General features: G+C 73.0%; 15 protein-coding genes. 12 read left to right on the forward strand and 3 right to left on the reverse strand.

The window, feature by feature from the left end:
• Positions 1-120 precede the first annotated feature (120 nt).
• The 10 genes from ACIPM1_RS17190 to ACIPM1_RS17235 all read left to right on the forward strand — a co-directional run bounded on the left by ACIPM1_RS17190 (position 121) and on the right by ACIPM1_RS17235 (position 9,918).
• Positions 121-1,101 carry an MCE family protein gene (locus ACIPM1_RS17190; RefSeq protein WP_402435484.1) on the forward strand — a complete coding sequence of 327 codons (981 nt, stop codon included), beginning with the start codon at positions 121-123 and terminating at the stop codon, positions 1,099-1,101.
• Entirely contained in the window at positions 1,098-2,231 is a 1,134-nt protein-coding gene (locus ACIPM1_RS17195) for an MCE family protein (protein WP_402435019.1), read from the forward strand. Before ACIPM1_RS17190 ends, ACIPM1_RS17195 begins: the two co-directional genes overlap by 4 nt.
• Positions 2,228-3,550 (forward strand): MCE family protein, encoded by a 1,323-nt coding sequence (locus ACIPM1_RS17200; protein ID WP_402435022.1) that lies wholly within the window; start codon positions 2,228-2,230, stop codon positions 3,548-3,550. The genes ACIPM1_RS17195 and ACIPM1_RS17200 overlap by 4 nt, the downstream gene beginning before the upstream one ends.
• A complete protein-coding gene (locus tag ACIPM1_RS17205; protein ID WP_356194539.1) occupies positions 3,547-4,821 on the forward strand; it encodes an MlaD family protein in 1,275 nt (424 codons plus the stop codon). The genes ACIPM1_RS17200 and ACIPM1_RS17205 overlap by 4 nt, the downstream gene beginning before the upstream one ends.
• Positions 4,794-5,468, forward strand: a complete 675-nt coding sequence (locus ACIPM1_RS17210; protein ID WP_402435025.1) for a hypothetical protein — start codon at positions 4,794-4,796, stop codon at positions 5,466-5,468. Before ACIPM1_RS17205 ends, ACIPM1_RS17210 begins: the two co-directional genes overlap by 28 nt.
• Positions 5,469-5,516: 48 nt before the next feature.
• On the forward strand, positions 5,517-6,323 hold the full coding sequence (locus ACIPM1_RS17215; protein WP_402435028.1) for a hypothetical protein: 807 nt from the start codon (positions 5,517-5,519) through the stop codon (positions 6,321-6,323).
• A gap of 156 nt (positions 6,324-6,479) precedes the next feature.
• On the forward strand, positions 6,480-7,319 hold the full coding sequence (locus ACIPM1_RS17220) for a TIM barrel protein (RefSeq protein WP_402435031.1): 840 nt from the start codon (positions 6,480-6,482) through the stop codon (positions 7,317-7,319).
• A 44-nt stretch (positions 7,320-7,363) separates the two neighbouring features.
• Positions 7,364-8,254: a 2-hydroxy-3-oxopropionate reductase gene (locus ACIPM1_RS17225; protein ID WP_402435034.1), complete on the forward strand. Its 891-nt coding sequence runs from the start codon at positions 7,364-7,366 to the stop codon at positions 8,252-8,254.
• A gap of 614 nt (positions 8,255-8,868) precedes the next feature.
• Entirely contained in the window at positions 8,869-9,105 is a 237-nt protein-coding gene (locus ACIPM1_RS17230; protein ID WP_356194550.1) for a hypothetical protein, read from the forward strand.
• 222 nt (positions 9,106-9,327) lie between these two features.
• On the forward strand, positions 9,328-9,918 hold the full coding sequence (locus ACIPM1_RS17235; RefSeq protein ID WP_402435037.1) for a TIGR04222 domain-containing membrane protein: 591 nt from the start codon (positions 9,328-9,330) through the stop codon (positions 9,916-9,918).
• A gap of 126 nt (positions 9,919-10,044) precedes the next feature.
• Here ACIPM1_RS17235 and gcl read toward each other — a convergent pair whose 3' ends face one another.
• The gene (gcl, locus tag ACIPM1_RS17240) at positions 10,045-11,829 is read right to left on the reverse strand and encodes a glyoxylate carboligase (RefSeq protein ID WP_402435040.1); all 1,785 of its coding nucleotides are present in this window, start codon (positions 11,827-11,829) and stop codon (positions 10,045-10,047) included.
• A gap of 273 nt (positions 11,830-12,102) precedes the next feature.
• Here gcl and ACIPM1_RS17245 point away from each other — a divergent pair, with 273 nt between their 5' ends.
• Positions 12,103-12,804: a hypothetical protein gene (locus tag ACIPM1_RS17245; protein WP_402435043.1), complete on the forward strand. Its 702-nt coding sequence runs from the start codon at positions 12,103-12,105 to the stop codon at positions 12,802-12,804.
• A 111-nt stretch (positions 12,805-12,915) separates the two neighbouring features.
• Here the strand turns inward: ACIPM1_RS17245 and ACIPM1_RS17250 are convergent, their stop codons facing one another.
• Entirely contained in the window at positions 12,916-14,523 is a 1,608-nt protein-coding gene (locus ACIPM1_RS17250; protein WP_402435046.1) for an AMP-binding protein, read from the reverse strand.
• The gene (locus ACIPM1_RS17255) at positions 14,520-16,193 is read right to left on the reverse strand and encodes an AMP-binding protein (protein ID WP_356194562.1); all 1,674 of its coding nucleotides are present in this window, start codon (positions 16,191-16,193) and stop codon (positions 14,520-14,522) included. Before ACIPM1_RS17255 ends, ACIPM1_RS17250 begins: the two co-directional genes overlap by 4 nt.
• A 134-nt stretch (positions 16,194-16,327) precedes the next feature.
• Between ACIPM1_RS17255 and ACIPM1_RS17260 the strand changes: the two genes are divergently transcribed.
• Complete coding sequence (locus ACIPM1_RS17260; protein WP_356194564.1) at positions 16,328-17,158, forward strand: LuxR C-terminal-related transcriptional regulator; 831 nt, start codon at positions 16,328-16,330, stop codon at positions 17,156-17,158.
• Positions 17,159-17,185 lie beyond the last annotated feature (27 nt).

Raw genomic sequence — 17,185 nt, forward strand, 5'->3', positions numbered from 1 at the left:
ACGGCGCCGGCCGAGCCCGGCGCCCCTTCGGTCGGCAGCAGGCGTCCCCGCCCCGAACCGCTGTTCACGGTGAAGGTCCTGCCGCCGAAGCTGCCCGGCCTCCGGCTGCGCCGGCCGCGGCTGAAGCCGTTCCGCGAGCGCAACCCCGTGGTCGTCGGCGCCGTCGGCCTCACCGTCCTCGCGCTGCTGACGGTCGCCGCGTTCAACGCCGACAGCCTGCCGCTCATCGGCGGCGGGCGGTCGTACAGCGCGGCCTTCTCGGAGGCGGGCGGGCTCAAGCCCGGGGACGAGGTGCGGATCGCCGGGGTCAAGGTCGGCAAGGTGGACGGCGTCGACCTGGACGGCGACCATGTCCGGGTCACCTTCAAGATCAAGGGCGACCCGGCGATGGGCGCCACGACCGGCGCGGCGATCCGGGTCAAGACGGTCCTCGGCGCCAAGTACCTCGCCCTGTATCCCAAGGGACCCGGCCGGCTGCGGCCGGGCAGCGAGATCCCGCTGGGCAGGACGGTCTCCGCGTACGACGTCGTCGAGGCGTTCAGCGACCTGACGACCACGACCGAGGAGGTCGACACCCGGCGGCTCGCCAAGGCGCTGGACACGATCTCCACCACCTTCCAGGACTCGCCCGCGGAGGTGCGGGCGTCCATCAAGGGACTGTCGAGGATCTCCCGTACCGTCGCCTCCCGCGACGCGGCGCTGCACGACCTCCTCGACCACGCGCACGGAGTGACCGGCGTACTGGCCGCGCACACCGAGGACTTCTCCGCGCTGGTGCAGGACGGCGACAAGCTGTTCAAGGAGATCAGCAGGCGGCGCGCGGCGATCCACCGGCTGCTCAAGAGCTCCGCCCTGCTGGGCATCGAACTCTCCGGACTGGTCGAGGACAACCGCAAGGAGATCGGGCCCGCCCTGAAGAACCTCAACACCTTCGTCACCATGCTCGAACGCAACCAGGCGAGCCTCGACCGCAGCGTCGAGCTGCTCGCCCCCTACATCCGGCTCTTCACCAACACCCTCGGCAACGGCCGCTGGTTCGACTCCTACATCCAGAACATGGTCGCCGCCCCGGTCGTGCCGCGGTCGGGAGGCTCGCGATGACCCCACGCCTGCCCACCCGCCGCACCCTGGCCCTGCTCACCGCGCTCGCGGTGGTCGCCGCGCTCGCCGTGGTGCTGTGGCCGCACTCCACACCCGTACGCGTCACCGCGTACTTCCCGCGCACGGTCGGCATCTACCCCGGCTCGGACGTCCGCGTCCTCGGCGTCCCCGTCGGCCGGGTCGAGAAGATCGTGCCGGAGGGCGGCCGGGTGCGCGTGGAGCTGTCGTTCGACGAGGGGCGCAAGGTCCCCGCCGACGCGCGGGCCGCCATCATCAACTCCTCCGTGGTCAGCGACCGTTACGTGCAGCTGCTGCCCGTGTACCGCAAGGGCCCGGTGCTGCGGGACGGCGCCGTCATCCCCGAGTCGCGCACGGCCGTCCCCGTCGAGCTGGACCGGATCTTCGACAGCCTGCACACCACCGCCGACGCGCTCGGCCCGAAGGGCGCCAACCAGGACGGCTCCCTCTCGCGCCTGCTCGGGGTCGGCGCGGACAACCTGGACGGCCAGGGCAGGAACCTCAACCAGACGGTCGAGGACCTCTCCCAGGCGGTCACCACGCTGTCCGACGGGCGCGGCGACCTGTTCGGCACCGTGCGCAACCTTCAGGTGTTCACGGCCGCGCTGGCGGCCGACGACAAGAGCGTACGGTCCTTCGACACCAGCCTGGCCGAGGTGGCGAAGCAGCTCTCCGGTGAGCGCAAGGACCTCGCGGCGGCGCTGCTGCACCTGGGCACCGCGCTCGGGGAGGTGTCCGACTTCGTGCGGAACAACAAGAAGTCGCTGACCTCGGACGTCAAGGGCCTGAGCAAGCTCACCAAGGTCCTCGTCACCCAACGCGCAGCCCTGGAGGAACTGTTGACGGTCGCCCCCGCCGGACTGTCGAACCTGCAGAACGCCTACAACCCGGCGGCCGGCACACTCGACACCCGCAACAACGCGCAGGGCCCGCAGGACCCGGCGTCCCTGCTGTGCTCCCTGCTGCGGACGACCGGGGACACGGGCGGCCGGAACCCGAACTGCGCGGAGCTGCGCAAGCTCTTCGACTCCCTGCCCGAGGTGCCGCCGGCCCCGGCGGCGACGGGCACGGTGGACCGGACGCTCGGCGGGATCCTGGGGGCCCGCGCATGAGCGCGCCGCACCGGGCCAGGGCGGCCGCGTGGACGGCGGCCGGCTCGCTGCTGCTGACGGGCTGCTCGTTCAACGGCTGGTACGACGTCCCGCTCCCCGGCGGGGCCGCCGCGGACGGCCACGCCTACCACGTCACGGTCGAGTTCCGGGACGTCCTCGATCTGGTGCCGCAGTCGGCGGTCAAGGTGAACGACGTCACCGTGGGCGCGGTGGAGAAGGTCGAACTGGACGGCTGGCACGCGAGGGTGCGGCTGCGCGTCGCCGACTCGGTCAGACTGCCCGCGAACGCGGTCGCCGGCCTGCGGCAGACCAGCATGCTGGGCGAGAAGTACGTGGCCCTGGCCGCGCCGGCCGGCACCCCGCCCGTCGGACGGCTCCGCGACGGCGCCGTGATCCCGCTGTCGCGCAGCGGCCGCAACCCGGAGATCGAGGAGGTGCTGTCCGCCCTGTCCGCACTCCTCAACGGCGGCGGCGTGGCCCAGCTGAAGACGATCACGGTGGAGCTGAACAAGGCCCTGGCCGGCCGGGAGAACCGGGTCAGGTCCCTGCTGAAGCAGCTCGACACGTTCATCGGCGGACTCGACGAGCAGCGCGGGGAGATCGTCCGCGCGCTCAAGGGCATCGACCGGCTGGCCAAGCGCCTGAAGAAGGAGCGGAAGACCATCGCCCGGGCCGTCGACACGCTGCCGCCCGCGCTGAAGGTCCTCGCCGACCAGCGCCGGGACCTGACGAAGATGCTCACCGCGCTGTCGGACCTCGGCAAGACGGGCACGAGGGTCGTCAGGGCCTCGCGGGACGACACCGTGGCCGACCTGGAGCAGCTGCGGCCGATCCTGCGGCAGCTCGACAGGGCGGGCGACGACCTGCCCAACTCGCTGGAGCTGCTGACCACATACCCGTTCCCGCGCAACGTCGTCGACGCCGTCAAGGGCGACTACGTCAACCTCCGGATCAACGCCGACCTCGACCTGGCGGGCATCTACGGCAACCTCACCGGCAAGCCCGGCAAGGGCGGCTCCGGAAAGAGTCCGGGCCCGGTGCCCTCGCTCCCGGGCCTCCCCAGCACGCCGGGCCTGCCGAGCGTTCCCGGCCTGCCGACGCCCGCGCCCCTGCCGAGCACCCCGGGCCTGCCGAAGGTGCCGACGCCGTCGACGAGTTCCCCGCCACCGGCGGGCGGCGGGGGCGGGTCCCTGTGCCCACCGGTGTGCACCGCGGACTACGACACCGCGGGCCACGGCACCGCGGGGGACGCGCGCCGCCTCCCACCGGGGATCGACCTCGCTCTCGCCGCACTCATGCTGAAGGGGATGCAGCCGTGATCACACGTACGGTCAAGGCCCAGTTGCTCGCCTTCGCCGCGGTCACCGCCGTCGGGGTGTCGTACGTCGGTGCCGAGTACACGGGCCTGGCGGACCGCGTCCTCGGCCGCGGCTACACGGTGAGGGCCGACTTCGCCGAGTCCGGGGGCGTCTTCCCCGGCGCCGAGGTCACCTACCGCGGCGTGCCGGTCGGGCGCGTGTCCGCTCTGCGGCCGACCCGCTCCGGGGTGTCGGTGGCCCTGCGGATCGAGGACGGCAAGCCGCGGATCCCGGCCGACGCCCTGGCCGTGGTCGCCGACCGCTCGGCGGTGGGCGAGCAGTACGTCGACCTGCAGCCCCGGCACCTGGGCGGCCCGTACCTGAAGGACGGCAGCCCCATCCCGCGCGGGCACACCCGGACCCCGCTCCCCGTCACCGACCTGGTGCTCAGCCTGGACCGGCTGGTGAACTCCGTGGGCAAGGACGATCTGCGCACCACCGTCGACGAACTGGGCAAGGCCTTCTCCGGCACCGGGCCCCGGCTCGGCCGCCTGGTCGACTCCGGCAACGCGCTCGTCGAGTCGGCGTCGGACTCCCTCCCGCAGACGGTCTCGCTGATCGAGGACTCGCGCAAGGTGCTCAAGACACAGGCCGACCAGGGCTCGGCGATCAAGTCCTTCTCCCGCGACCTGGCGACACTGACCGCGCAGGTGAAGTCGAGCGACGGCGACCTGCGCCGGCTGATCGGCAACACGGCGCCCGCCGCCGAACAGATCGACTCCCTGCTCAGGTCCACCCGGCCGCAGCTGCCGGTACTGCTGGCCAACCTCATCAGCGGCGGCCAGGTGACCCTGGCGCGGCTGCCCGGGGTCGAACAGGCCCTGGTCACCTTCCCGGTGGTGGTCGCGGGAAGCTACACGGTCCTGCCGGGCGACGGCACCACCCACTTCGGGCTCGTCGTCAACGCCGGCGACCCGCCGGCGTGCACCCGGGGCTACGGGACGCGGCGACGCGACCCCGCCGACACGAGCACACGGGCGGCGAACACCGGCGCCCGCTGCACGGAACCGCGCGGCAGCGCGACGTCGGTGCGCGGCGCGCAGAACGCGCCCGGCGCGCAGGCCGGTTCGGGTACGGCGAACCGGTCCGCGTACGTCACCCCGTACGACCCGGAGACCGGCACCGCCACCGGCCCGGACGGGACGCCCGTCGAGATCGGCTCGACGGGCGGCGAACGGACCACGTTCGGAAAGGAGTCGTGGCAATGGCTGCTCGTCGGGCCGATGGCCTGAAAGCCGACGGCAAGGACGCCCGCACGGAGACCGAGGGCACGGACATCGAGAGCACGAAGGCCGAGGACACGAAGGCCGAGGGGGCGGACGCCGAGCGGGCGGACGCCGGGGGCACGGAGATCGAGGACACGAAGGCCGGGGCCAGGAACACCGCGGGCGTGCGGCGCAACCGCCGCGGGCTGCTGCTCGGCGGCCTGGTCGGCGTGACCGTCCTGACGGCCGTGCTGTCGGGCTGGCTGGGCGTGCGGCTGTCCGAGCGGCGCGCGGACGAGCAGCGCCGCCAGGACGTCCTGGCCGCGGCCCGCCAGTCGGCGCTGAACTTCACCTCGCTCGACTACCGCCACTACGGCCGGGACAGCGGGAACGTGCTGAAGGACGCCACCGGCGACTTCAAGAAGCAGTTCGCCGCGCAGACCGCCGAGTTGACCAAGCTGGTCGCCCGGAACAAGTCGGTGTCCGAGGGGCAGGTCCTCGAAGCGGGCATCGTGCGGTCCGACGACCACGCGGCCCGCGTCCTGGTCGTCGCGGACAGCAAGGTGACCAACACCGCCGTGCCCGAGGGACAGGCACGCACCTACCGGCTCCAGCTCGACCTCGTGCGTCAGGGCGGCCGCTGGCTGACCTCCGGCGTCGAGTTCGTGGGCTGACCTCGCCGCGTCCCCTACCACCAGGCAGCACCAGTGAGGAGAACGACCGTGGCGAACCCGACGACCCGGACCCGCGGAGCCGGCGCCCCCGCACGGCGCACCATGACCGCGGCCGCCCGCGCGGCGGCCAAGCGTGCCGCGCGGGGGGAGCGCCCGGAGCCCGGGGCGCGCTCGGAGCGCCCTGTGCACGACGGGAGCGAGGAGCGCGACACGCCCGTCGTCGCCGAGGACGACTCGACGGAGGCGGACACAGAGGCAGAAGCAGACGCACAGTCAGGGGCAGCGGCGGAAACAGAGCCGCACGCCGAGGCCGGGACGGAGGCGGAGCCGGAGGGCGCACCCGCCCGGCGGCCCGGGCGGCGGCTGCTCACCGGGGCACTGGCCGCACTGCTCGTGGTGGGCCTGGTCGCCGTGGCCGTGCTCGGATGGCAGTACCGGGAGGGGCGGCGGGCGGACGCGGCCCGGGCCCAGGCGGCCGCGGCCGCGCGGAAGGCGGCGCCGGTCGTGCTGTCGTACGACTACCGGCACCTGGACCGGGACTTCGCCCGTGCCCGCGACCTCCTCACCGGCGGCTTCCGCGATCAGTACCTCAAGACCACGCGGACGGTGGTGGGCCCGACGGCGAAGAAGTACCACGGCGTGGTGAAGGCGACGGTGGCGGCGCCCTCGGACGGCGGCGACCCGGCGGCCTCCGTCGTGTCGGCCACGCCGGACCGGGTCGTCGTCCTGCTCTTCGTCAACCAGGTCACCCGGAGCACCCAGGTGGACGGTTCCCGGCTGGACCTCAACCGGGTGCGGATGACGCTGGCCCGCACCCCGTCGGGCTGGAAGGTGAGCGCCGTGGACGCGCTCTGAACCGGGAGCCGGACTCCCTCCCTCCTCTGGTGCCCCCGCGCGGCTCGCGCGGGGGCACTTCTGCGTGCGCGCTCTTGACAGCCTTCCCGGCCCGACGGCAGGATTTCCATTAGGCAGAATGTTAATTCCGCAATACGGAAGAGGAGCGGTGCCCCGATGGGATTCGCAGACCAGCGCTTCAACGTCAACCTGTCGATCCTCTTCACGGAACTCCCGCTCCTGGAGCGCCCGGCGGCCGCCGCCGCGGCCGGCTTCAACGCCGTCGAACTGTGGTGGCCGTGGATCGACACCCCCACCCCCGGGCGGTCCGAACTCGACGCGCTGAGGAAGGCGATCGAGACCGCGGGCGTGCGGCTGACCGGCCTGAACTTCTACGCCGGACGGCTGCCGGGCCCGGACCGCGGCGCCCTGTCGGTCCCCGGCGAGGAGTCGGAGAGGTTCCGCGCCAACATCGAGGTGGCCGCCGGCCTCGCCGAGTCGCTGGGGTGCGGGGCGCTCAACGCGCTCTACGGCAACCGCGTCGACGGCGTGGACCCGGCCGAACAGGACGCGCTCGCGCTGGAGAACCTGGCCCTCGCGGCCCGGGCCGCGGACCGGATCGGCGCGATCCTGCTGATCGAGGCCCTGAACCGGCCCGAGTCGCCGCTGTACCCGCTGGTGTCGGCGCCGGCCGCGGTGGAGGTGGCCGACCGGGTCAACGCGGCGACCGGCCTCGGGAACGCGACGTTCCTGATGGACCTGTACCACCTGTCGATGAACGGCGAGGACCTGCCGGCGGTGATCGAGAGGTTCGCCGCGAGGACCGGGCACGTGCAGATCGCCGACAACCCCGGCCGCGGCGCCCCGGGCACGGGTTCGCTTCCGCTGGAGGACCTGCTCGACCGGCTGCGGAAGGCCGGATACGACGGCTGGGTGGGCCTGGAGTACAAGCCGGGCGACCGGCCGAGCGCCGAGTCCTTCGCCTGGCTGCCGGCCGAGGCCCGCGCCGCCCGCTGAGCGCCGATCCCACGACACAGCAGACCAGTCAGAGAGGCACCCCTATGACCACCCTTCCCAAGATCGCCTGGATCGGCCTCGGCATCATGGGCTCCCCCATGTCCGAGAACCTGGTCAAGGCGGGTTACGACGTCACCGGTTTCACGCTGGAGCGGGAGAAGCTGGACCGTCTGGCCGCCGCCGGCGGCACCGCGGCCGGCTCGGTCGCCGAGGCCGTCCGGGACGCCGACGTGATCATCACCATGGTGCCCGCGTCCCCGCAGGTCGAGGCCATCGCCTACGGCCCGGACGGCATCCTCGGCAACGCGCGTCCGGGCGCCCTGCTGATCGACATGTCCTCGATCACCCCGCAGACCTCGGTCGACCTGGCCGCCGCCGCCGGGGAGAAGGGCATCCGCGTCCTGGACGCCCCGGTGTCGGGCGGTGAGGCCGGCGCGGTCGAGGCCGTACTGTCGATCATGGTCGGCGGTGAGCGGGCCGACTTCGACGCGGCGAAGCCGATCTTCGAGGCGCTGGGCAGGACCGTCGTGCTGTGCGGTCCGCACGGCTCGGGCCAGACGGTGAAGGCCGCGAACCAGCTGATCGTGGCGGTGAACATCCAGGCGTGCGCCGAGGCCGTGGTGTTCCTGGAGAAGTCGGGCGTGGACCTGAGTGCGGCCCTGGACGTCCTCAACGGCGGGCTGGCCGGCTCGACCGTGCTGACCCGCAAGAAGGACAACTTCCTCGACCGGGACTTCAAGCCCGGCTTCCGTATCGACCTGCACCACAAGGACATGGGCATCGTCACGGACGCCGCCCGAGCCGTGGGCGCAGCCCTGCCGGTCGGCGCCGTGGTGGCCCAACTGGTCGCCTCCCTGCGGGCCCAGGGCGACGGCGGCCTGGACCACTCCGCCCTGCTGCGGGCCGTGGAGCGCCTCTCCGGCGCCCGGATCTGACCCGCGGCCCCCAGAACTCCGGGTGGCGCCGCCGCCGACACCTGTCCTGTCGCGCCCAGGCGGCGGCGCCACCCGGAACCATCCGCGACCGACCGGGACGACAGAGCGAGGACTGAAGTCCCCGAGACCGCGCGCGGAGTCCGACGGAGGTCGTGACTCCCCGCGCAGCCCACGCGGTCCGCCGGCGACCCGGACGAGGGGTGGCCGGGCGGTGGCCGCGCGGGCGGGGCGAGGACCGCGGCGGTGTGCGAGCCAGTGCGGTGGTGAAGGCCCCGGACCGTCCTCTCGACCAGAGGGAGGACGGCCCCCGGAGCCGTCGCGTCCGCCGCGGTCCCAGCCCTTTCCGTCCCCTCCGCCGTGCACCACGCGCACCACGTACGCCAGGTGCGTCACGCACGCCTGGTACTCCCCGCACGCCTCGTACGCCAGGTGCGAGGCCCCCGACCCCGTCCGGCGGCGCGACTGTCCTGTCGCGCCCGGCCTCGCGCCGTCGGACGGCCAGAACCGGCCACCCTCACCAGCCGCGAGCGCCGGACGCGCAGGACAGTCCGCGTCCGGCGCTTCCCGGCGTCCTCCGGGGTGCGGATCCGGGCCGCCGGCAGCAGCCTGAAGGCATGGACAGCCCCGCGCAGCATCCGCACATCGTGGTCCACGCCCCGGCCCTGGACGGCTCCCGGCGGGTCACCGAGGGCGAGGTGACCCTCGGGCTCGCGTCCCATCTGGACGACGTCGTCGAGATCCTCCGGCTGGCGGACCTGGACCGCGTGGAGGTGGAGGAGAGCGATCTCATCGAGTGGCAGGGCGGCGGCCCGGACGACTGGCCGGGCCTGACGGAGCACGACGGCCTCTGAACCCCGTACCCAGGACGGGGGCCCCGCCCCGGCCCCGTACGGCGGTGCGCGGGTGCCCCGGCGCCGCGTACGGCGGTGTACGTATCCCGGCTACGGCATGCTCAAATCAACCTCTGAACCCGGCGGACGACGCTTCGAACACTCCCCGCGCAGGGAACATTCACCTCACACGGGGCCCGCCGGCACGGGGGCGGCGGGCCCCGCGCCACGTGGGGGGGTCTCATGGACGGCGTACCGGCGCACCAACTCGGGCCACACGAGATCGCGTTGCTGCGCGGCGGCTCCCGCGCCGCCGTCCAGGTCTGCGTCCTCGCCCTCCATCTGTACGGCGCCGTCGGCGCCGGACGCGGCGGCACGATGCGGGTCACGGCACGGCCCCCGGGCGCGGCAAGGGAGCTACCCGTCCTTCCGCCGCTGACGAAGGCGGTGCACGCGGCGCTGTACCGGCCCGCGGGAATGGGGCAGTTGCTGCAACGGCATGGCGTGGTCCAGGCCCTCGCCGCCCTGCGGGGCGACCTCCGGGCCTCAGGGCTGCTGCGCGCCGTCCCGCCCGGCCGCACGGCCCGCGGCCGGCGCGCGCTCCGCGCCCTGCGCGAAGACCATCCGCTGCCCGCGGCCCGCGCCGGTCTGTCCCCGGACGCCGTGCTGCTCGCGGTCGCCCTGTACGGCGACCGGGCCCTGACCTCGCTCGTACCGCGCTTCACACGGGAGGCCGGGCTCGTCGGGCGCGGCGGCACCACCGAGCACGCGTTGCCGGAGTCCTGGAGCGGCGGGGGCGGGGACGGGGTCGGCTCCGGCTGCGGCACGGCGTGAGCCGGGGCCGGAACCGGGCCGGAATCGGAGCCGGAGCCGGGACGGCGGGCGGCGTCGACGCGGAAGGACGGCCCCCCGTACAGGGTGAGCCGTCCTGTGCCGCGCCCGGCTGACGCACCACCAGTTCTACGGCTTCAGCGTCCTGATGGAGGTCGGCGCGTGGCCCGGCTCGGTCGCGACCTCCTCGAACTCGACCACGTCGCCGATGTCGTTGGTCGTCGACATCGAGATGTTGGTGACCCGCTCCAGGACGGCCTCCACGACGACCGGCACCCGGTACTCGGCGGCGATCTTCTTGGCCTGCTCGAAGGCCGCGCCGAGCTCGCCGGGGTCGGTGACCCGGATCGCCTTGCAGCCGAGGCCCTCGGCGACCTTGACGTGGTCGACGCCGTAGACGCCCAGCTCGGGCGAGTTGATGTTCTCGAACTCCAGCCTGACCTGGAAGTCCATGTCGAACGCCCGCTGCGCCTGACGGATCAGGCCGAGGTAGGAGTTGTTCACCAGGACGTGGATGTACGGGATCCGGTGCTGGGCGCCGACGGCCAGCTCCTCGATCATGAACTGGAAGTCGTAGTCGCCGGAGAGAGCGACGACCTGCGCCTCCGGGTCGGCCTTCGCCACCCCGAGCGCGGCCGGGACGGTCCAGCCGAGCGGCCCCGCCTGGCCGCAGTTGATCCAGTGCCGGGGACGGTAGACGTGCAGCATCTGGGCGCCGGCGATCTGCGAGAGGCCGATGGTGGACACGTACCGCGTCTCCGGTCCGAAGGCCTTGTTCATCTCCTCGTAGACGCGCTGCGGCTTGATCGGGATGTCGTCGAAGTGGGTACGGCGCTGGAGCCTCGCCCTCTTCTCCTGCGTGGACGCCGCCCAGGCGGACCGGTCGGGCAGCCCGCCCCGCGCCTTCACCTCCTTCGCCACGTCGACGAAGAGCTCCAGCGCGGCCCTCGCGTCGGAGGCGATGCCGTAGTCGGGGGCGAAGATCCTGCCGATCTGGGTGGGCTCGATGTCGACGTGCACGAAGGTGCGGCCGGCCGTGTAGACGTCGATGCGGCCGGTGTGGCGGTTGGCCCAGCGGTTGCCGATGCCGAGGACGAAGTCGGACTCCAGGAAGGTCGCGTTGCCGTAGCGGTGGGAGGTCTGCAGGCCGACCATGCCCGCGTTCAGCTCGTGGTCGTCGGGGATGGCGCCCCAGCCCATCAGGGTGGGGACGACCGGAGTGCCCGTCAGCTCGGCGAACTCCACCAGGAGTTCGCAGGCGTCGGCGTTGACGACACCGCCCCCGGCGACGATCAGCGGCCGCTCGGCGGCGTTCAGCATCCCCAGCGCCTTCTCGATCTGCGCGCGGGTCGCGGCGGGCTTGTAGACCGGGAGCGGCTCGTAGGTCTCCGGGTCGAACTCGATCTCGGTCTGCTGGACGTCGACGGGCAGGTCGATCAGGACGGGACCCGGGCGGCCGGAGCGCATCAGATGGAACGCCTGCTGGAAGACGCCGGGGACCTGCGCCGCCTCCAGGACGGTCACCGCCATCTTGGTCACCGGCGTGGCGATGGAGGCGATGTCGACGGCCTGGAAGTCCTCCTTGTGGATCACGGCGGTCGGCGCCTGGCCGGTGACGCACAGGATCGGGACGGAGTCGCCGGTGGCCGAGTACAGGCCGGTGATCATGTCGGTGCCGGCCGGGCCCGAGGTGCCGATGCAGACGCCGATGTTGCCGGGACGCGTACGGGTGTAGCCCTCGGCCATGTGCGAGGCGCCCTCGACGTGCCGGGCGAGGGTGTGGTGGATGCCGCCGGAGGCCTTGAGCGCCGCGTAGAAGGGATTGATCGCCGCGCCCGGCACCCCGAAGGCGTCGGTGACGCCCTCGCGCTTGAGGATCTCAACTGCCGCGCGGGCAGCGGTCATTCGAGCCATCGAGTACTCCTGCTCCGGCTGTCGGATTCGCCCTCCGTCGCGCCCCGCGGAAGCTTCTTCCGTATAGTGGAAATTACTTTCTACGATCTGAAAGTAATGTAGGCGGGGCGGGCGAAGGGCGTCAAGAGACGGCGGCCGTCCGCCTGGCGGCAGATGTCCGCGAAGAACAGCGCCGACAGGGGGTGGGCGGACGTGCGCGAAGCGGCGGACAGGCCGGGGGCGGCTGGAGCACGATGGGACCGCTCCCCCGATCCGACGTCCTGGAGTGGGCCCATGCCCGAGAGCGTGCCGGTGCGCTGCCCGGCCTGCCGGCGAGAGCACGTCTGCACCGCCCCGTCCTATCCCTGCGCGTGCGGGGCGCCGGTCGCCCCGTCGCTGGACCGGCGCGCCGCGCCCGCCCCGGTCGCCCATCGTGTCTGGGACGAGGACTGGATCACCGTCCGCTGCGGGTCGTGCGGCCGCCGCGACCAGTGGCCCCGCCCGGAACTGGGCTGTGCGTGCGGGACGTTCCTGTGGATCCCGCTGAGGGAGGCGGCACCGGCGGCGGAGTCCGCACGGGCCGAGAGCGTCCCGGCCGCCCCCGCTCCCCCGCCGCGTCCCGCCTTACGGCCCGTCACGATCCGTACCGCACGTGACGTGGTCACCGCCGCCGCGCTCTATCTGCGATGGCTCGGCTACGAGGACATCCGCCGGTGCGACCAGCGGCCCCCGGCCGGCGTCGGCCTCGCCGCCCGGGGCCTGCTCGCCCAGGTCGACCCGGCGGTGTGGCCGGCCTCGCCGCGGGACGTGGAGTGCCTGTGGCTGACGGCGATGGCGGAGTCCGCGGGCTGCGCCTACTTCTCCCTGGCCGGTTACACCGACGAAGCCCGCGGCAGCGCCGGCGCGCTGGGCGTCCCGCTCTTCGTCCTCGACCTCACGGGCACGCCGCAGCCGGTGAACGAACCGGCCCACGCGCTGCACTCCACGGGCGCCTGAGCGGCCACGGCACCGGCATGGGCGGGGCCCCGGCGGCCTTGTGCGCCACCGACTGCGCACGCGACCGGGGCCCGCCGTCGAGCATGTGTCTCATGCTCCGCCGGATGCGGTTCACACCCCGTACTTCTCCCGCAGCTCGACCTTGCGCACCTTTCCCGACACCGTCATCGGGAAGGCGTCCAGGACGCTCAGCCGGGTCGGGACCTTGTAGTGCGCCAACTGCCCCTCGCAGAAGGCCCGGACGTCCTCCAGCGTCAGCGGGTCGGCCGGGTCGAGCGGGATGACGCAGGCGAGCACCTCCTCGCCGTACCGCTCGTGCGGCACGCCGACGACCTGCACGTCGCGGATCTTCGGGTGGCCGTAGAGGAACTCCTCGATCTCGCGCGGGTAGATGTTCTCCCCGCCCCGGATGATCATGTCCTTGATCCGGCCGACGATCTCGACGTACCCGTTCTCGCGCATCACCGCGAGATCCCCGGTGTGCATCCAGCGGGCCGGGTCGACGGCCTCGGCGGTCTTCTCCGGCTCGTTCCAGTAGCCGAGCATCACGCTGTAGCCGCGGGTGCACAACTCGCCCGCGGTGCCGCGCGGCTGGGTCACGCCGGTCACCGGGTCGACGATCTTCACCTCGATGTGCGGCAGCACCCGGCCGACCGTGCCGGTGCGGTGGTCGAGGTCGTCGTCCCTCCGCGTCTGGAGGGAGACCGGGGAGGTCTCGGTCATGCCGTAGCAGATGGAGACCTCCGCCATGTGCATCTCGGCGACCACCCGCTTCATCACCTCCACCGGGCAGGGCGAGCCCGCCATGATCCCGGTGCGCAGCGAGGACAGGTCGTAGTCGGCGAAGTCCGGGAGGTTCAGCTCCGCGATGAACATGGTCGGGACGCCGTACAGCGAGGTGCAGCGCTCCTGTCGCACGGCCTCCAGCGTGGCCTTCGGCTCGAACGACGGCGCCGGGATGACGATGCAGGCGCCGTGCGAGGTCGCCGCGAGGTTGCCCATCACCATGCCGAAGCAGTGGTAGAAGGGAACGGGCAGGCAGACCCGGTCCTGCTCGGTGTAGCCGACCGTACGGCCCACCCAGTAGCCGTTGTTGAGGATGTTGTGGTGGGAGAGCGTGGCGCCCTTGGGGAAGCCGGTGGTGCCCGACGTGTACTGGATGTTGACCGGGTCGTCGCAGCTCAGCTCGGCCGCGGCGGCGGCCAGGCGGTCCGGCTCCACCGAGGCGGCACCGGCCGTCAGCGCATCCCACGACGGATCGCCTATGTAGACGGTCTCCCGCAACTCCGGGCACTTGCCGCGCACTTGGTCGACCAGAGCCCGGTAGTCGCTGCTCTTGTGGGCCACGGAGGCGATCAGGACCGAGATCCCCGCCTGCTTCAGGACGTACTCCAGCTCGTGGGCGCGATAGGCGGGGTTGATGTTCACCATGATCGCGCCGATGCGGGCGGTGGCGTACTGGACCAGCACCCACTCGGGGCAGTTGACCGCCCAGATCCCCACCCGGTCGCCCTTGGCCACTCCCTTGGCGAGCAGCCCGAGGGCCACCTCGTCGACCGCCGCACCGAACTCGGCGTAGGTCCAGCGGCGTCCGGAGGGCACGTCGACGAGCGCCTCGCGGTCGGGATACGCGGCGACCGCCCGGTCCAGGTTGGCGGCGACGGTGTCGCCGAGCAGCGGCGTGGTGCCGGTCCCGTGGCTGTACGACGGCTCGCTCACCGGAAGTCCTCCTCGCGGTACTCCTGCTCCGAGCCGGCGGCCGTGGCCTCGCGCAGCTCGATCCGGCGGATCTTGCCGGAGACGGTCTTGGGCAGCGCGCCGAACTCCAGGCGGCGGACGCGCTTGTAGGGGGCGAGGACCTGGCGGGAGTGCTCGAAGAGCACCTTGGCGGTGTCCGGGCCGGGCTCCCAGCCCTCCGCCAGCACGACGTACGCCTTCGGCACGGCCAGGCGCAGCGGGTCCGGGGCGGGCACGACGGCCGCCTCGGCCACCGCCTCGTGCTCCAGCAGGGCGCTCTCCAGCTCGAAGGGGGAGATCTTGTAGTCCGAGGCCTTGAAGACGTCGTCGGCGCGGCCGACGTAGGTGATGTACCCGTCCTCGTCCCGGGAGCCGATGTCCCCGGTGCGGTAGTAGCCGCCCGCCATCGCCTCGGCCGTGCGGTCCGCGTCGCCGTGGTAACCGGTCATCAGCCCGGCCGGCCGCTCGGACAGGTCGAGCGCGATCTCGCCCTCGTCGGCGCCCGGCGCGTCCGAGACCGGGTCGAGCAGCTCGACGCGGTAGCCCGGGCTGGGCCGTCCCATGGACCCGGTCTTCAGGGGCTGGCCGGGGCTGTTGGAGACCTGCACGGCCGTCTCGGTCTGCCCGAAGCCGTCCCGGATGGTCACCCCCCAGGCGCGCCGCACCTGCTCGATGACCTCCGGGTTCAGCGGCTCACCGGCGGCCACGACCTCGCGGGGCGGGGTGCGCAGTTGGCTCAGGTCGGCCTGGATGAGCATGCGCCACACGGTCGGCGGGGCGCAGAAGGTGGTGACCCCGGCGCGCTCGATCTCGGCCATCAGCCGGGCCGCGTCGAAGCGGGTGTAGTTGTGGATGAAGACCGTCGCCTCCGCGTTCCACGGCGCGAACAGGTTCGACCAGGCGTGCTTGGCCCACCCCGGCGAGGAGATGTTGAGGTGCACGTCCCCGGGCCTCAGGCCGATCCAGTACATGGTCGCCAGGTGGCCGATCGGGTACGAGGTGTGGGTGTGCTCGACCAGCTTGGGGCGGGCGGTGGTGCCCGAGGTGAAGTACAGCATCAGCGGATCGTCGGCGAGGGTCGGGCCGTCCGGCACGAAGTCGGCGGGCGCCGCACGGGCGTCCTCGTAGGGCTCCCAGCCCTCCTCGGGCAGGCCGCCGACGCAGATGCGGGTGTAGGCGCCGGGGACGTCGGCGAACTTGCCGGTGTCCTCGGCGCGCACGATCACGTGCTTGACGTGGCCGCGCTCGACCCGGTCGCGCAGGTCGGCGGGCCCGAGCAGCGGGGTGGCCGGGATGACCACCGCGCGCAGCTTCATCGCGGCCAGCGCCGTCTCCCAGAGCTCGGCCTGGTTGCCGAGCATGACGAGGACGCGGTCCTCGGCGGCGACGCCCCGCGCGTGGAGCCAGTTGGCGACCCGGTTGGAGCGCTCGGCCATCTCGGCGAAGGAGATCCGGGTCTCGGTGCCGTCCTCCTCGACGATGTGCAGGGCGGTGCGGTCGTTCCCCTCGGCGACGACGTCGAACCAGTCCAGCGCCCAGTTGAAGTGCTCGGGGCGGGGCCACTCGAAGCCCGCGTAGGCCGTGGCGTAGTCCTCGCGGTGTTCCAGCAGGAAGTCCCGCGCCCTGCGGAAGACCTCGGTCGCCGTCGTCATCCGTCCTCCTCGCTCCCGTGGTGCCGGACCATTGCCGGGCGGCTCTCTGCCATCGTGTAATCCGTGATGGAGGTCTCACTACCCCCGAACGGGGGTGTGGGCTCGCACAGGGGCCGCGACGAAGGGGCGAGCAGGTGACATCGGACGCGTCCGCAGCGGTGGACATTCGGGGCGCGCTGCTGCGGCTGCGCCGGACGACGGGGCTGCCGGTCGCCTTCGGCGGGGTGGTGGAGTCCGGCCGGCCGCGGGTGCGGATCAGCGAGCTCAGCGGCACGACGACGCTCGCGCTCAGCGCCCTCGCGGTGACCTCGGGCAACGGACTCGGCGGCAAGGCGGTGGCCCTCGCCCGCCCGTGCGCGGTGACGGACTACTCCTCCTCCCGGCAGATCAGCCACGAGTACGACCTCCCGGTCGCCGCCGAGGGGCTGCGCTCGGTGCTGGCGGTGCCGGTCGTGGTGCGGCGCCGGGTGCGTGGGGTGCTGTACGGCGCGCTGCGCACGGCCCAGCCGCTCGGCGACCGCACGCTGAGCGCGGCCGTGGAGGCGGCGCGGGACGTGGAGCAGGCACTGGTGGTGCGGGAGGAGGCCCGGGGGCTGCTGGCGGCGGTGCGGCCGGCCCCGGACCCCCACGCCGCCGGTGCCGTCCGGGAACAGGTCCGCGAGGCCCACGCGGCACTGCGCGCGCTGGCCCCGCGGATCACGGACCCGGCGCTGCGGGCCGAACTGCTGGACGCGTGCGCCCTGCTGACGGGGGTCGCCCCGGCGTGCGGGGTGGGTCTGGCGCCCCGTGAGCTGGACGTCCTGGCCTGTGTGGCCGCCGGGGCGACGAACGCGACGGCCGCCGCCCGCCTCGGGCTGAGCCCGGAGACCGTCAAGGGCTACCTCCGCTCGGCGATGCGCAAGCTGGGCGCCCACACCCGCGGAGAGGCGGTGGCGGCGGCCCGCCGGGCCGGGGTGCTGCCGTAGGACCGGGCGCCCGCGGTACCCCGGTGC

The organism is Streptomyces sp. NPDC086766 (assembly GCF_044746005.1).
Taxonomy (GTDB): Bacteria; Actinomycetota; Actinomycetes; order Streptomycetales; family Streptomycetaceae; genus Streptomyces.

Coding starts and splice junctions, on each gene's coding strand:
- ACIPM1_RS17235 (WP_402435037.1), top strand. CDS start 9,328: ATGGACGGCGTACCGGCGCACCAACTCGGGCCACACGAGATCGCGTTG.
- ACIPM1_RS17200 (WP_402435022.1), top strand. CDS start 2,228: ATGAGCGCGCCGCACCGGGCCAGGGCGGCCGCGTGGACGGCGGCCGGC.
- ACIPM1_RS17220 (WP_402435031.1), top strand. CDS start 6,480: ATGGGATTCGCAGACCAGCGCTTCAACGTCAACCTGTCGATCCTCTTC.
- ACIPM1_RS17195 (WP_402435019.1), top strand. CDS start 1,098: ATGACCCCACGCCTGCCCACCCGCCGCACCCTGGCCCTGCTCACCGCG.
- ACIPM1_RS17245 (WP_402435043.1), top strand. CDS start 12,103: ATGCCCGAGAGCGTGCCGGTGCGCTGCCCGGCCTGCCGGCGAGAGCAC.
- ACIPM1_RS17225 (WP_402435034.1), top strand. CDS start 7,364: ATGACCACCCTTCCCAAGATCGCCTGGATCGGCCTCGGCATCATGGGC.
- ACIPM1_RS17210 (WP_402435025.1), top strand. CDS start 4,794: ATGGCTGCTCGTCGGGCCGATGGCCTGAAAGCCGACGGCAAGGACGCC.
- ACIPM1_RS17255 (WP_356194562.1), bottom strand. CDS start 16,193: ATGACGACGGCGACCGAGGTCTTCCGCAGGGCGCGGGACTTCCTGCTG.
- gcl (WP_402435040.1), bottom strand. CDS start 11,829: ATGGCTCGAATGACCGCTGCCCGCGCGGCAGTTGAGATCCTCAAGCGC.
- ACIPM1_RS17230 (WP_356194550.1), top strand. CDS start 8,869: ATGGACAGCCCCGCGCAGCATCCGCACATCGTGGTCCACGCCCCGGCC.